A 13,615-nucleotide genomic window follows, 5' to 3' on the forward strand; every position below is an offset into this window, starting at 1 on the left:
AACGGAAAAACTTTTTGACTCCAACTTTTCACAACTGATAAAAAAATTCCACACACATCTGCGGAATGTGGGTTGGATCAAGCCGGGTAAATATATGATTGCTGTTGTTCCTTCGTGGAATTCCCCACCGCTAGACTTGACATTGGATCTGGGAGAAATTCATGTTTGGCGCGTCTCTCTGACTCAAACAGAATCTTGCTTGCAGAGTTTACAACAGACTCTCTCTACCGACGAGCGGACAAAAGCCGAGGGTTTTCACTTTCCCAAAGGTCGATCGCAATTTATTGTGAGTCGTGGGGTACTCAGAGCGATTCTGAGTCGCTATCTTAACATAAATCCTCACATTTTGCGCTTTTACTACAATCCCTACGGCAAACCCTCTATCATCGCCGCCCAAGGTGGAAATACCCTGCGTTTCAATTTGTCTCACTCTCGGAGTATTGCTCTAATTGCTATTACCAAAAATCGAGATATTGGTGTGGATATTGAAGGCATAAATACCAACTTTCCTTGCCTAGAAATTGCGGGAAAGTTTTTTTCACCATTAGAACACTCTGTGTTGCGTTCGCTCCCAGAACATCTCCAACCCCGAGCTTTTTTCACCTGCTGGACTCGCAAAGAAGCCTATATCAAAGCAGTAGGTAAAGGACTTTCTATTCCCCTGAATCAGTTTGATGTCACCCTCGCACCAGGAGAACCTGCCGCGCTGTTAAATGTTGAAGACAACCCTGAAGAAGCATCGAGATGGTCTTTAATGGAATTAATTCCGAGTTCAGATATGGTGGCGGCTGTTGCGGTTGCGGGAGATTGCTGGAAACTTCATTGTTGGGAGTGGACGGGGGAGTTTTGATTTATACTGAGATGTTGCACGCTTCGCTTTTTATGAACAGGCTTTCGGGCCTGTTCCACAAGAAAATTCTTTGTGGAGCAGTCATCTTGCCTGTTTTTGACAATGGTGCAATATCTCAGTTGATACCGATCGCCCAGGGTAAAAGAGAACGGCAACAATCGCTGGAATATCTCTACTGGTTGCACCTCCAAGCTATTGTATTGCCCACCCTCCATAGACAAATAAGGGCACAAAAATGTTGTGTCCTTATTTGTCTATCCGACTGTAATTTACCACCCTACAACTGATTTAATAATTTAACCAAATCGATAGCCAAACCCTCGTACCGTAATGATATATTCCGGTTGGGCCGGATCTATTTCCAACTTTTCGCGCAGCCAGCGGATGTGAACATCAACTGTTTTGCTGTCTCCGATAAAATCTTGACCCCAAATTTTTTCCAGCAACTGATCGCGGGACCAAACTCGCCGGGGATAACTCATAAATAGTTCTAGTAAGCGAAACTGTTTAGGAGAAAATTTCACTTCCAGACCACGAACCAACACGCGGCACTCTTCAGGATACAGAGTTATGCTCTTATATTGCAGCATCATCGGTTGTCGCAACTGACCGAGGCGCTGGCGCCGCATCAGCGCCCGACAGCGAGCGATAAACTCCCGCATTCCAAAAGGTTTGGTCAGATAATCATCAGATCCGGCTTCGAGGTAAAAAGCGCAATTGTTGGCACTTCCTCTAGCACCGATAATCAAAATAGGGACGGGATTTCCTTGATGCCGTAACATTCGACACAGATCCAAACCGTTAATTGAATCCATAATTAACAGGTTAAAGGCAAATTCACCGTGGTATGACGAAGCAGCTTGTACAGAAGGCAGAGCGTTGCGCCCGTCGCTAGTAACCACCACCTCGTAGCCCTGTTCTTTAAGGGCTAAAGCTAGCATTTCCCGCAACAGATCTTCACCTTCCAATAACAAGATACGGCCGGCTTGTCCAACAGCCAGCCTTGAAGGACTTTCGCTTAATTCAGCAGAAGACATAAATATCAGTGGGAGTTATGTTTGTATGTAGCTAGCGCTCGGTGTCTTCTTCAGTAGCTGAGACACTCTCGCGCGGAGATCGCTTGTACGATCGCCAGAAAGTTCGATCGCTTAGAATCTTTCGCCAGCCCATCCTACAGGCACGCGCTCGACCTTTACTACTTGCTCGTGTAAGGAATACAGCCGTAGAGCAGTTGCCGGAACCGCGCTGTCTGCCTGCGTCCAGGCCTCAGAAGTCTGGTCATTTTTCGGGGTCGGTGTTAATTTCATAAAACATTGCCCGCTGTTAATTGACCACGTAACACCCAATCTAGAGGGATATGCTTGTTATACTACTCTTAAAAGGTTATTAAAAGGTAAAGTTTTGGCCATCAAGTGGTTAAATTATTAACGTTAAGTAATATAACGGTAAAGTTGCGATCGCACTTTAAGAGCTTTTTTTAAGAATACAATAATAAGTTGCTCCAAATTCCTTATTCTTCCCGTGCCGGCTACGATCGACAATAGCAAGTAAAAATTCTGTAGACTGCCTATCATGTTGCTGCATTTGAGTACCTGGCCCGAGGTAGAAGCTTATCTCGAAAGCTCGCGAGGCATAATTATCCCGATCGGCTCCACCGAACAGCACGGGCCCACCGGCTTGATCGGAACTGACGCCATTGCTGCCAAGGCGATCGCCCGCGGTGTCGGTGAAGCTGCCAATGCCTTAATCGGCCCCACAATTAATGTCGGGATGGCTTTGCACCACACCAGCTTTCCCGGCACAATCAGCTTCCGACCGCAGACGCTAATACTGGTAATCAGGGATTATATCACATCTTTGGCAAAAGCGGGATTTGAGAAATATTTCTTCATTAACGGTCATGGTGGCAACATTGCGACAATGAAAGCAGCATTTTCCGAGACATACGCGCATTTATCAGACTTGCATTTACCAAATGCCGATAAAATTCAGTGTCAAATCGGCAACTGGTTCATGTGCGGTTCAGTTTACCAACTAGCAAAAGAATTATACGGAAACCAAGAAGGTTCCCACGCCACCCCCAGCGAAGTCGCCTTAACCCAGTACCTTTATCCAGAAGCAATCAAGCAAGCTCCGCTTTCGGAAGAAGTCGCTTCCGGGCACAAAATTTACGGTGCCGCTGATTTCCGCCGCCGATTTCCCGACGGGAGAATGGGTTCAAATCCGGGATTAGCAACCCCCGAACACGGTCAACAGTTTTACGAATTAGCAGTCAAAGAATTGACTAATAATTATTTGGAGTTTTTAAGTTCCGATTAACGTTTTTTCTTCTCGTTACCAGGAAGCTCCTGGTAACAAGAAAAAATCTCAAACTATTCTATAGTTTACAGTTATGAGTGAGTCAGCGACATGATATTTCATCTGTCTAAAAAAGGCTATATCTCCCGATTAACCACCGGGAGAATATCAAAACTATTCCACAATCCAAGGAGTTAAACAAGGTGTCCAAGCACTCAATTCTTCTTCCTTGAACCAAAGGCTAATTTCCGCACGGGCAGTCTCGACAGCATCAGAACCGTGAATGAGATTACGGCCGACATTGACGGCAAAATCGCCCCGAATTGTCGCAGGTTCTGCATTCAGAGGATTTGTGGCGCCAATGATTTTTCTCGCCGAGGCCACAACGCCGTCACCTTCCCAAACCATCGCCACTACAGGGCCTGAAGTGATAAAGTTTACCAATCCAGCAAAGAATGGTTTTTCTTTGTGAACATCATAATGTTGTTCCGCTAGTTCGCGACTCGCAGTCATCAGCTTCATACCAACTAGCTTAAAGCCCTTGGCTTCAAAACGACCGATAATTTCGCCGACGAGTCCGCGTTGTACGCCGTCGGGCTTAATCGCTAAAAAAGTCCGTTCCAAGATTAACTCCTATAATTGTGTTAACTGATCCAAAAGATAGAGTAACTCAGAACGCACCTAAAGGCAATTCTGAGAAGGGGAAATTGTCATTTGGAGACTTATGACAGCAGGAAGAAGGAAGAAGGAATAAGAAGAGGGAAGAGAAAAGAGGGAAGAAGCAATAAAACCAAGGCTTAAAGAAACCGGGTTTCTCAGAAAAATTTTTGTTGAGCAGCGATGAATCTGCAAAGAAACCTGGTTTCGAGACTCCTATGCGTCTAGGACTGATTTGCATGGATCACCGCGATTTTGTAAAAAGCATTTTTTAGCACTGCGAGCAGAATGAACACTCGCCTATTAAGTTAATCAGCTTTAAATTATCGGTCACTAAATAATCAAACTCTTGTGGGGTGGTTTTGAGCAACGATAGAAATATGCAATTTAAATGTAGAACATTTTATCTCTAGGGAACAAGATGCTCGAACTTCGGGCACAATATGATACAAGTCAATCGATTTTAGATTTTAGATTTTAGATTTTAGATTTTAGATTTTAGATTGGAAGCATTGACCCCACGGATAAATTCAGGGGCTGGCTTATCGGATACAGGTTTTTTATTTTTCCGTCCTGAGTCTGCGAAGGAATGAATCCGGGGGCTTGTATCCGGGATGCTTTCCGTCACAATTTGCTGTGACTGCAAACACTCTTACCTATGATCTCAAATACAAATATGTATGATAATAAACACAATTATTTTGGCTCGAAAATATAGATAATTAACTGAGGTATGAAGATTATCTTGACAGCAAATATTCAGGCGAAAAAAGTATGAAAGCCATTGTAGCATTCATTGAACCCAAAAAGCAAGAGTTTACCAAATTGCCCTTGTTTGACTTTCTAGCCAACAAACACATTCACGCGAATCAACGACTAATTTTTGCACCTGTACTCGCTCCTTTGGCTGTGGGATTGAGCGATTTAAATAAATATGTATTGCGAGAATCTTCTAGTAATAACAAAGTTCAGGAACTAATTAATAAATATACTTATAAAAAAAACTATTACTGGCACGACTATCTAGAATACCTAGAGGAACTGGGCTTAAATCAATTAATAAGTTACGGCGACTTCAGACTGCTTTGGGGTGAAGAAACTAAAAAAACTCGCTCGCTTTGTTCAGTGATCGAACGCTACGCTTGGAAAGCCTCTCCCATTCAGAAACTGGTGTTAGTGGAAGTCCTCGAAGGAACTGCCCAAGTTTTTTTTGAGGCAGCGCTAGCAGTGGTAATGGAATTACAGCAAATTAACCAAAAAGAATCTGTTGATTTTGGAGGAGGTTATGGGGGTTTAGAAAATTATCACCTTTTAAACACGCCAGAGATGCTGGAAGTTTTAGCAGAGATCAAACTTACAGGTGCGGAATACCAAGCAGCTTTAGAATTAGCACAAAACTTATTTGAACTGTTTACAGAAGCGATGAACGAGCTGTTCCAACACAGCCAAACAAATTCTTGCAAGACTGTGCTGCAAATATCCCCAATTTCTGCCTTCGCTCATTGCCCGATCGACTGTCTCGATATTTGTTAGTTTAAACAATCACTAAATTATCTCGGTGTACCGCCGTTTCTACGCCTGCATAGCCTAAAATCTCAGCAATTTTTTCTGACTTGCAGCCCTGGATTTGTCTCAGTTCTAAACTGCTATAATTCACAAGTCCTCTAGCAATTTGCTTGCCGGCTGCATCGCACAACTGCACGGAATCATCAGCTTGAAATTCTCCTTCTACTTGAGCAATACCCGCAGCTAAAAGCGATTTTCCACCCTGGGAAATTGCCTTGACCGCACCCGCATCTAAATATATTTTTCCTGCTGGAATTAGCACGTTAGCTATCCAGTGTTTGCGAGCGTTTACAGGGCGCGGTTGAGGCTCAAATTGAGTGCCGATCGACTCTCCGTTGAGTATTTTATCGATATTACCAGGAAAGCAGCCGTCAGTGATAACAGTCCGCACTCCCGATGCAGTTGCTATTCTCGCCGCTTCAATTTTTGTCACCATTCCGCCTGTTCCCCAACCGCTGCGGGAATCTCCTGTTTGCACCTGAAATTCTGTGAGCTGTGCCATACTTTGGACTAGGGCGATCGGCTGCGCGTCGGGATTGCTGCGCGGATCGGCCGAATACAGCCGATCGACATCTGTGAGTACAAACAACCAATCTGCTTCTACCAAACTCGCTACTAGCGCCGAAAGCGTGTCGTTATCGCCAAATTTGAGTTCGTCTACCGCTACTGTATCGTTTTCATTGACGATCGGAATCACTCCCAATCTGAGCAGTTGCTGAAAAGTATTGTAAGCATTAACATAACCATTACGCTGCACTAAATCGCCCCTGGTGAGCAATACTTGAGCGATCGGCTGTTGCAGAGTAGTAAACAAGTCATCGTACACCCGCATCAGCCGCCCTTGGCCCACAGCCGCCACAGCCTGTTTCATAGCAATGTTTCGCGGGCGTTCCGTCAAACCCAAGCGCGCGCAGCCAACTCCAACCGCACCGGAAGAAACCAAAACTACTCGATGGCCTTGCTGCCGCAAATCAGCTAAAATTTCGACCAATGCAGCAATAGTTGAAAGAGCTAAGTTTCCGGTAGTCGATCGAGTCAGAGTCGAAGTTCCAATTTTAACAACAATAGTTTTAGTCATTAGTCAGTAGTCATTAGTCAGTAGTCGGTAGTTATTAGTTATTAGTGATAATATCATTTCCAGTAGACATCTCCAATAATTATTGTGGAACAGGCAGGATGCCTGTTCAAAGCTGGCTTTTCTGGAGATGTCTAGTTGATTATAACCAATACTGTAGGGGCGGCTTCACCAAAATCTATGATTCACGTCGTGGATATTTATAAACCCGCCCTCCGCATTAATAGCTAATGACTAATGACTACTGACTAATGACTACTGACTAATCTTTAATTTTCAGAGAAGCCCCCAAAGCTTGAGAAACCCAAACTTCAAAAGAGCGCACCGGATACTTGCGAAGCGCATAGCCAGCATCAACCATTGGTTCCACTAAAATAGTAAACATACCCAAACGATTGCCTGCTAAAACATCAGTAAAAAGTCGATCGCCCACCATCGCCACCTGTTCCACCGGCAAATTCATCGCATTAATAGCCCTTCGCAACTTGCGGCGCGACGGCTTAGCCGCACCCGTGATGTAAGGTAGATTCAAAGACTCAGCAATCCGACCGATCCGAGTCTGACTTAAATTATTGCTCGCCAACCATAGCGATACTACGGGTTTTATTTCTTCCACCCACAGGGTGAGTTCAGGAGAAGCATTCATTGCTGTGATGGGAACGAGAGTTTCGTCCACATCCAAAACTAATCCTTTAATATTATATTCCTGAAGAATATCAGCCGTTAACTTCATGACTGAATCGCCTAGAACTAAGTCAGGCTGTAGTATTTTACCCCAAGTCATAATGATTTTAGATTTTAGGTTTTAGATTGACAAATAAGAAATTGGAAGTTAAAGATTAAAAAAGTAAAAAATCAAAAGTGAATAATTATTGCTTTTGCTTTGTGACTTTTGACTTTTTACTTTTGTATTAGTCATTGCCCATTTATTGAGTCGATCGCACTTTTTGGTCAACTTGAGCCACAGCAGCATTGTGTTCGGCCAGAGTGCGACTGAAAATGTGAGTGCCGTCGTACCGCGCCATAAAGTACAGGTATTCTGTATTTTCAGGACTCAGAGTCGCTTCCAGACTTGCTATTCCCGGAGATGCGATCGGAGTTGGTGGCAAGCCTACATTGATATAAGTATTGTAAGGAGAAGGCGTTTCTACCTGCTTGAAAGTCAAAGGCTTCTCCTTAGTTTGCCTAATGCCGAGGGCGTATTCAACCGTAGGGTCAGAACCCAAGGGCATACCCTGATTCAGACGGTTGTTGAATACCCCTGAAATTCTATTGCGCTCGCTCGCCACCACAGCCTCTTTTTCCACAATACTCGCCAGCGTCACCCACTCTTTCAAATCCAGCTTAGTATTCTTCTGATTCTTTTGATAGATCGGCAAAGCCAACTGCTCGAAGCGACCGAGCATTTGCTTGATGACAGCTTCCGGGCTAATTGCATCTCCGTCTAGCTGATAAGTATCCGGGTACAAAAACCCTTCCAAGTGAGGCAATCCGCTCGGTAGCCAAGGGTACTGAGCGTAGGGAACTTGACTCGCCACCGCCATAAAATTTTTAGCCGGAAAAAAACCTTGCGCTTCAAAATAAGCGCTCATTTGTTGCAGCGACCACCCTTCTGGAATAGTGAAACTCTGCTGTGCGACTTCGCCCTTCCAAATTTTGTCAGCAACTGCACTCAGAGGCTGAGTAGGCGAAAGTTGGTAAGTTCCTGCTTTAAAACCTCCCTCGCGGTTTTGCAGAGTCAGCCAGCGGGCCCACATATTCCATGCCGAGCTCGATCGAATCAACCCCGCGGCCTCTAAATCCCGGCCAATTTTTTGACTGGGAGTACCCTCCGGAATTTGGATCGAAACAGCAGCATCCTCTGCCGGATTTCCCGATGAGGATGTGATTTTAGGTGGCGCCGAAGCCCAGCTCCACCAAGCCCAGCCCTGCCAAGCGCAAACCCCCCAGATTGCCGGCAGCAAGGCCAGATAAAACAACCATTTAGAGACTTGCGGAGTACCTTTTCGGCTCTCGCGCGTGCTGCTTTTTGTCATTTGTTCTTTATTCATAGTCCGTTGTCCTGGATAAGCGGCGGTTAACTAGCGACTAATGACTGATGACCTGCGATTGATGACCGAAAAGTTACGAATACAAGCCATTTAAAAGACCCAATTCACGCGGCTCAATTCAAAAGCCCGATCGCGAAGGCAGAAGCGGCCATCTAGAAAAAGTTCGATCGGGCGAGCAGTTTACTTTTTTATAAAATAGTAAAAAATTCTGCTTTTTGCCATCAGGCCTTGTGCCTGCAATTAATATCTAATCAAGCTCGTCAAAGAACTGGTCTTCCAGCATAGGTAACATCGGTTCCAGCCTTTGGAACTCTTCTTCTGAGAGCAATTCTGGCTTGCCGTCCTCATCCATTCTAGCCAAGATAAAGAACGGGTCTAAAGGCGTATAAATGGCATATTCCTGTTCTTCGTGGTAGAAACTGGTCAGCCACATCAGTTCCTCGAAATCGGACTCCTCATCTGGATCGACATCGGATGCCATATCCTCTTCTGGAAATTCCGGCAATTCGCCAACCACAGTCAGCGTCACCGCCGTGCGTCGGAGCGTCAAGTTCTGCTCTTGCAGGACCACTTTAGCGGTATCAAAAATTTTATCAATTTCGGTCTCGTCTTCTACAGGAATTGCGGCTTCGTCGTTATCGTCTCCGTGCCAGGTAAAAATTTCTACTGGCGAGTCAATTGGCAGCAGCAAAGCGTATTCTTCACCTTCTAGGTTCATAGAATATTCTATGTTGCAAGTCAGCGATCGCCCAACTTCATCCGTCAAGGTGACGGACTCTTCGTTGGAATTGCCATTCTCTTTTTTGCGGTATGGGGATGAGGACATCGCGTGTATCTTAGTTTTCCGTCAATAATTCAGTAACGTTGGCTTGACAATTGGGAATTTTCGTGGCGATATTCTGGCTAAGTGGGCAATCGCCAGTCCACAAGCTTAAACCGCGAGACTCGCGGCCTTTTCCACAGGCGAGGAGTGCAGCGGTTAAATCTCAGTCGAGTCAGCAAGCGACACTGAGGACAAATCACGATTTTGTGCTTCTTCAGTACCAAGGGTACAGCAGAATTTTCTCCAGTTTGTCAAGGGTTACAGGTGTGCGTAGCAAACTTGCACAACCAGGATATCACGCCTTTGTTACCACCTATCAAGGATTGGGAAGGGCGGAGATATTTTGCCTCCGCTCGTCTAGCCACTGCTGCAAAATCAGGGCCGCTGCTTTGCGATCGATCGCACCCTTATTTTGCGACAGGGAAATCCCTTGTGTTTTCATCAATTCCTCTGCCTCAACCGAAGTCAGGCGCTCGTCCACGTATTCTAGGGGGAGCTCTAAGGCTGTGGCGATGCGAGTAGCATATTTCTGCACTTGTCGGGCTTGAGTGCCTAATTCTCCGCTCAGGGAGTAGGGCAAGCCTGCAACCAAAATTTGAACTCTCCGCTCTCGCACGATTTCTCGGAGATAAGCTACGTCTTGATCGAAGGACGATCGTACAAGTGTTGTAATGCCCGTAGCTATTAAACCAGTGCCGTCACACCCGGCGATGCCGACTCGTTTAAGGCCGATATCTAATCCCAGGGCTGAAATCCATAATTTATCGTTGGACATTATCAATCAAGCAATTTTAGATTTTAGATTTTAGATTTTAGATTTTAGATTTACTTCTTTGTTAGTTGCCGATTTTTTTTAACGAACCGCGAAGACGCGAAGAACGCGAAGAAAGAAGATAAGAAAGTAAGAAGAAGATAGGTAATCTTAGGTTGATATCAATCAAAAGCAGAAGGGATATTTTGGGATTATGACAGAAAAAAGTGATTTATTGGATGATTAATTCTATTTTTTTCTGTCTTCTACCTTTTACCTTCTGCTTTCAATTATTAAGAATTGAGTTCTCCGGGCCAGCCGCCGTCTAGAGGCAACTCTGACAAATTTAAAGGCAAAATGCTGCTGCCATCAGTTGCTGCTGATTCGGAATTTTGGCTGCCCAAGGGGTTAACTTGATTCGTTTGGCTGTTTCCTGAGTCAGCCAACAGAGGTTTTATCTCAGACGACGCGGGCCCTGCTGCTGCTTCCCCAGCCATCGGGCCGAGCCAGGACATCCGGCCCGGTACGGGTTTGCGAGTTGGCTGGAAGCTTTGCAGCATTTCTGATAGCTGGAGTCCTTCGAGAGAGACCAACTTGGACTCGCGCAATTTGTGCCACACCGATCGAGACATTAGCAAACTGTGTTCCACGCGCACTGCTCCAAATTGCTCTAAATAAGCTTCCCGTTCCGGCTGATAGTCAGCGGAAGCCAGTTGCAGGCTTTGAACCGGGAAATCTTGAACAAGGCGCGCCATCTGGGACAGCAGTTCAGGGTAAAGCCAAGTGTATGCCGGGTGTACCGTCAACTGGGCGACGTGCGGCTGATTGCCGTTGCGGGATAGCTGCACCTGAAAATAGCCGATCGCGGCTTTGCGCTGCGGTTCAAACACGTAACCGCTGACTACCTCTGTTTTGCCCAGCCACTGTCTGACGCCTTCGACTAAAGCGCCGACAAAACTGGTTTTGAAATCTTGAATGTGGCGATCGAATACTTGGCGCACCAGCGGCGGCATAGAGGCGGTATCCAGTTGGTAGAGCAACTGAGCGTCTGCGTTGCTGACGGGCAGCAGGTTGGGCAAATCTGGCGTCGAGGAAGCCATTTCTTGCAGGCGTTCTGGGGCGATCGTCCAGTAAGTCATCTGGGCCAAAGGCTGAAACCCGTTTTGTCGGTACAAAGCCAGGGAAGTGTTGTCGCCGACATTCACCTCCAGCAGCCACGTCCGCGCCTCCCAGACTGCCTCAAAGCAGTACCGCAGCAGCATCGAACCAATTCCTTTGCTGCGCGCTTCTGGGTCTACTCCTAGGCGATCGATCCGCCAAGTGCTGCGGGTGCGGTTGAAAGGAGAAATCTGAATTATGCCCTTAACGTTCCCCTCTTCTTCGGCAACATGGGCCCGGAACAGGGACTGACAAGGGTTGGGAAACAAGCTAAAAATCTTTAGTAGTCCGTACCAGCGACGTATCTGCTGCAACTTTCTACCTAGTACCACGTCGCAGCTTGCGCCCTTGCGGTTTTCTGGCTCTTCGGCTGTTTCCGCGCACAGTTGTTCCATCACCTCGATATCGCGATACTGAAACGGGCGAATCACAACCTGGTTTGGGTTTTGGGAGGGAAATGAAGTCATAGCATAAAAGTGGAGAATGGAAATTTAAAAATAAAAATTCAGAAAGGGGAAGAGTTAGATAAGTTTGGAGTTTTGAATGGGTAAATTTTGATTTCAAAACTTATAACTTTTGATTCTTCTCCCTTTCTTGCTCGATCGAAAATTAAAAATTGCAAATCATCTTTTTGAATTTTTAATTTTCTGTTTTCAACTCAAGATTTTTGTGGCAGAGGTCGAATTACAACGACTGGTGTGCGCTCGTCAGCATTCCCGGCGGGGTTGCTTCGCAAGGCTTGCTCTAAGAATGTTACCGATAAATCGGAGGTCGCTGCTAATATCTTAACTGCTTTCAAGTCATTAGCGTCTACGATGGCTGCCGCAAGTCCGGTTTCTCGTTGAATTTCTTCTACAACTTGCTGGGGATTGTCCGGGCCGAGGACAATAAATTGGTCGAAGGGAGGCAAAGTCCCGGTAACGTCGTCGATCAGCCTGGCTTGTTCCCCTGCTAGTTGGTAAAAGACTCCCGGTTTGCCAAATATTTTAGCCACAGCGCCGATCGCAAATGCTGCTACTACGCGCCAAGGGCCTACTACATCAACCAACGTCTGCATCCCGCAAGCCGTGGCCAAACTCGACATGGGTAAGAAAAACAAACACACTCGCTTTGCCGCCCATCCGGGTTTGACTTCGCTGGGATGGCGATAGCGTCCCTGCATCAAAGCTAGGGGAGTTTCTGCCAGGGCGACTATATCGCCTTTCTGGGCGCGGGGCAGCACGTAACGCTTGACAATTTCGACGGGATTGTCCAATTCCGTCAGGATGTGGGTGCGAATCGGCAAAACTTCGGCAACTCCGACATTTCGGGCATTAGGTACTGTCTCCGAGTTGGGAAATTGCAGCGGGACTACTACGTTACGGACTTTCGGGATGCGGCCGCCTGGGCCGTAGGTGACGAAATGTATTTGCACCCAAGCCGACTGCAATTTGGTTAAATCTTGCCCTTGAATGTCTACAGAAACTTTAATTTTCGTGTTTTTTTGGGCTTTAACAATATAGCCGAACCAGTAATCGTCTGCTCTGGCTGCTGCGTCTTTGTGGCAAGGAATCACCTTTGTCTCGGAGGTAACGCCATCCAAACTTCCGTCTGACAGCAGTTTCACCTGTGCCCGCACTTCCGGCAACATAATCTCAAATCGCTGTGTCAGGTTGCGGAACTCCATTTCCCCGACTAAAAGATAGCGGTTGGGTTCGGAGATGGCTAAGTGCCATTCTCCGGCTGTTAGTTCTAGTTTATTTGCACTCCCAGTCCGGCGATAGTTCAACTCTAGGCCCAATCCGCCCAATGCTAGCAGCGAACCGGCTGCTGCGATTCCTGTTGCTAAAGTCTCAATCACTCAAATCACCGCCAATAATATTTTGTGTTTACTGTAGTCGATATCGGGTACTTTGAGCGCTGATCCGGTAGTAATTCGATTGTGTTGAGTTCGTTGGGGGCGATCGCACTTATGCCCAATTACACGTAAGTGCGATCGGGATTCTGTGGCTAAAGCGGTCAAGTTGCTGTTCAAAGAGCTCTCCTCGTGAGTTAGATCACTCCAAAATCTGGCATTACTTAATCAGGGTATGAAAAAAAATCAGTTGAAAATCCCGAATCTTTGTGGATACTGGTTTCTCTGACTTGCATATTTAGCCTTTCCGACCGTACATCTGCAACCTCTACAAAACAAATCACTTAATTCAATTATTTAATAGTTAATTTTTTAGAAAATATAAGACTTGGTTATTTAAAAACATTAAATTATAAGCTGGCACTCCACATTTTTTAAGAATATTTATTAATCATTTAATCAGTAAATAATCGTGTATACAGCACTTTGCGTGACTAAGAGGTACAGTAACAGCAGTGAGCAAAATAATTTTCGATTTGCTTAGTTGAACAT

General features: G+C 45.8%; 15 protein-coding genes. 3 read left to right on the plus strand and 12 right to left on the minus strand.

Translation table 11 applies throughout. The features are described 5' to 3' along the window. A partial coding sequence (locus tag QT979_RS27470; protein WP_333312246.1) for a 4'-phosphopantetheinyl transferase superfamily protein occupies positions 1–850 on the plus strand: 850 nt, incomplete at its 5' end. 296 nt (positions 851–1,146) lie between these two features. Here the strand turns inward: QT979_RS27470 and QT979_RS27475 are convergent. The 3 genes from QT979_RS27475 to QT979_RS27485 form a co-directional block, all read right to left on the minus strand. Further along, positions 1,147–1,887, minus strand: coding sequence for a response regulator transcription factor (locus tag QT979_RS27475; protein ID WP_333214828.1), 741 nt, complete (start codon positions 1,885–1,887; stop codon positions 1,147–1,149). 111 nt (positions 1,888–1,998) lie between these two features. After that, on the minus strand, positions 1,999–2,157 hold the full coding sequence (locus tag QT979_RS27480; RefSeq protein WP_333214829.1) for a hypothetical protein: 159 nt from the start codon (positions 2,155–2,157) through the stop codon (positions 1,999–2,001). Positions 2,158–2,280: 123 nt separating this feature from the next. Continuing rightward, positions 2,281–2,424, minus strand: a complete 144-nt coding sequence (locus tag QT979_RS27485; RefSeq protein ID WP_333312247.1) for a hypothetical protein — start codon at positions 2,422–2,424, stop codon at positions 2,281–2,283. Between QT979_RS27485 and QT979_RS27490 the strand changes: the two genes are divergently transcribed. Then, complete coding sequence (locus QT979_RS27490) at positions 2,423–3,169, plus strand: creatininase family protein (protein ID WP_333214832.1); 747 nt, start codon at positions 2,423–2,425, stop codon at positions 3,167–3,169. The genes QT979_RS27485 and QT979_RS27490 overlap by 2 nt on opposite strands. Positions 3,170–3,322: 153 nt before the next feature. On the opposite strand, the gene ndk is transcribed toward QT979_RS27490, so the two are convergent. Further along, entirely contained in the window at positions 3,323–3,772 is a 450-nt protein-coding gene (gene ndk / locus QT979_RS27495) for a nucleoside-diphosphate kinase (RefSeq protein ID WP_333035325.1), read from the minus strand. 807 nt (positions 3,773–4,579) lie between these two features. On the opposite strand from ndk, the gene QT979_RS27500 reads away from it, so the two are divergent. Continuing rightward, entirely contained in the window at positions 4,580–5,338 is a 759-nt protein-coding gene (locus QT979_RS27500) for a hypothetical protein (protein WP_333214425.1), read from the plus strand. 1 nt (position 5,339) lies between these two features. On the opposite strand, the gene proB is transcribed toward QT979_RS27500, so the two are convergent. The 8 genes from proB to QT979_RS27540 all read right to left on the minus strand — a co-directional run bounded on the left by proB (position 5,340) and on the right by QT979_RS27540 (position 13,243). After that, on the minus strand, positions 5,340–6,449 hold the full coding sequence (gene proB / locus QT979_RS27505) for a glutamate 5-kinase (RefSeq protein WP_333214423.1): 1,110 nt from the start codon (positions 6,447–6,449) through the stop codon (positions 5,340–5,342). A 259-nt stretch (positions 6,450–6,708) separates the two neighbouring features. Continuing rightward, a complete protein-coding gene (locus QT979_RS27510; protein WP_333214421.1) occupies positions 6,709–7,230 on the minus strand; it encodes a YqeG family HAD IIIA-type phosphatase in 522 nt (173 codons plus the stop codon). Between the two features lie 142 nt (positions 7,231–7,372). Then, the gene (mltG, locus tag QT979_RS27515; RefSeq protein ID WP_333214419.1) at positions 7,373–8,497 is read right to left on the minus strand and encodes an endolytic transglycosylase MltG; all 1,125 of its coding nucleotides are present in this window, start codon (positions 8,495–8,497) and stop codon (positions 7,373–7,375) included. Between the two features lie 247 nt (positions 8,498–8,744). Next, positions 8,745–9,323, minus strand: a complete 579-nt coding sequence (locus tag QT979_RS27520) for a DUF3727 domain-containing protein (protein ID WP_333214417.1) — start codon at positions 9,321–9,323, stop codon at positions 8,745–8,747. A 313-nt stretch (positions 9,324–9,636) separates the two neighbouring features. Then, positions 9,637–10,095 carry a Holliday junction resolvase RuvX gene (ruvX, locus tag QT979_RS27525; RefSeq protein WP_333214416.1) on the minus strand — a complete coding sequence of 153 codons (459 nt, stop codon included), beginning with the start codon at positions 10,093–10,095 and terminating at the stop codon, positions 9,637–9,639. A gap of 269 nt (positions 10,096–10,364) precedes the next feature. Next, positions 10,365–11,696, minus strand: coding sequence for a GNAT family N-acetyltransferase (locus tag QT979_RS27530; RefSeq protein WP_333312248.1), 1,332 nt, complete (start codon positions 11,694–11,696; stop codon positions 10,365–10,367). Between the two features lie 191 nt (positions 11,697–11,887). Continuing rightward, entirely contained in the window at positions 11,888–13,069 is a 1,182-nt protein-coding gene (locus QT979_RS27535) for a F420-0:Gamma-glutamyl ligase (protein WP_333214427.1), read from the minus strand. Then, positions 13,070–13,243, minus strand: a complete 174-nt coding sequence (locus QT979_RS27540; RefSeq protein ID WP_333312249.1) for a hypothetical protein — start codon at positions 13,241–13,243, stop codon at positions 13,070–13,072. It lies immediately after the preceding gene. Positions 13,244–13,615: the final 372 nt, after the last annotated feature.

This window comes from Microcoleus sp. w2-18bC1 (genome assembly GCF_036700365.1).
Lineage (GTDB): Bacteria > Cyanobacteriota > Cyanobacteriia > Cyanobacteriales > Microcoleaceae > Microcoleus.

Bases quoted from the DNA above. Each gene is read 5' to 3' on its own strand.
- QT979_RS27475 (WP_333214828.1), bottom strand. From the start codon at position 1,887: ATGTCTTCTGCTGAATTAAGCGAAAGTCCTTCAAGGCTGGCTGTTGGA.
- QT979_RS27480 (WP_333214829.1), bottom strand. From the start codon at position 2,157: ATGAAATTAACACCGACCCCGAAAAATGACCAGACTTCTGAGGCCTGG.
- QT979_RS27490 (WP_333214832.1), top strand. From the start codon at position 2,423: ATGTTGCTGCATTTGAGTACCTGGCCCGAGGTAGAAGCTTATCTCGAA.
- QT979_RS27485 (WP_333312247.1), bottom strand. From the start codon at position 2,424: ATGATAGGCAGTCTACAGAATTTTTACTTGCTATTGTCGATCGTAGCC.
- QT979_RS27500 (WP_333214425.1), top strand. From the start codon at position 4,580: ATGAAAGCCATTGTAGCATTCATTGAACCCAAAAAGCAAGAGTTTACC.
- proB (WP_333214423.1), bottom strand. From the start codon at position 6,449: ATGACTAAAACTATTGTTGTTAAAATTGGAACTTCGACTCTGACTCGA.
- QT979_RS27510 (WP_333214421.1), bottom strand. From the start codon at position 7,230: ATGACTTGGGGTAAAATACTACAGCCTGACTTAGTTCTAGGCGATTCA.
- mltG (WP_333214419.1), bottom strand. From the start codon at position 8,497: ATGAATAAAGAACAAATGACAAAAAGCAGCACGCGCGAGAGCCGAAAA.
- QT979_RS27520 (WP_333214417.1), bottom strand. From the start codon at position 9,323: ATGTCCTCATCCCCATACCGCAAAAAAGAGAATGGCAATTCCAACGAA.
- ruvX (WP_333214416.1), bottom strand. From the start codon at position 10,095: ATGTCCAACGATAAATTATGGATTTCAGCCCTGGGATTAGATATCGGC.
- QT979_RS27530 (WP_333312248.1), bottom strand. From the start codon at position 11,696: ATGACTTCATTTCCCTCCCAAAACCCAAACCAGGTTGTGATTCGCCCG.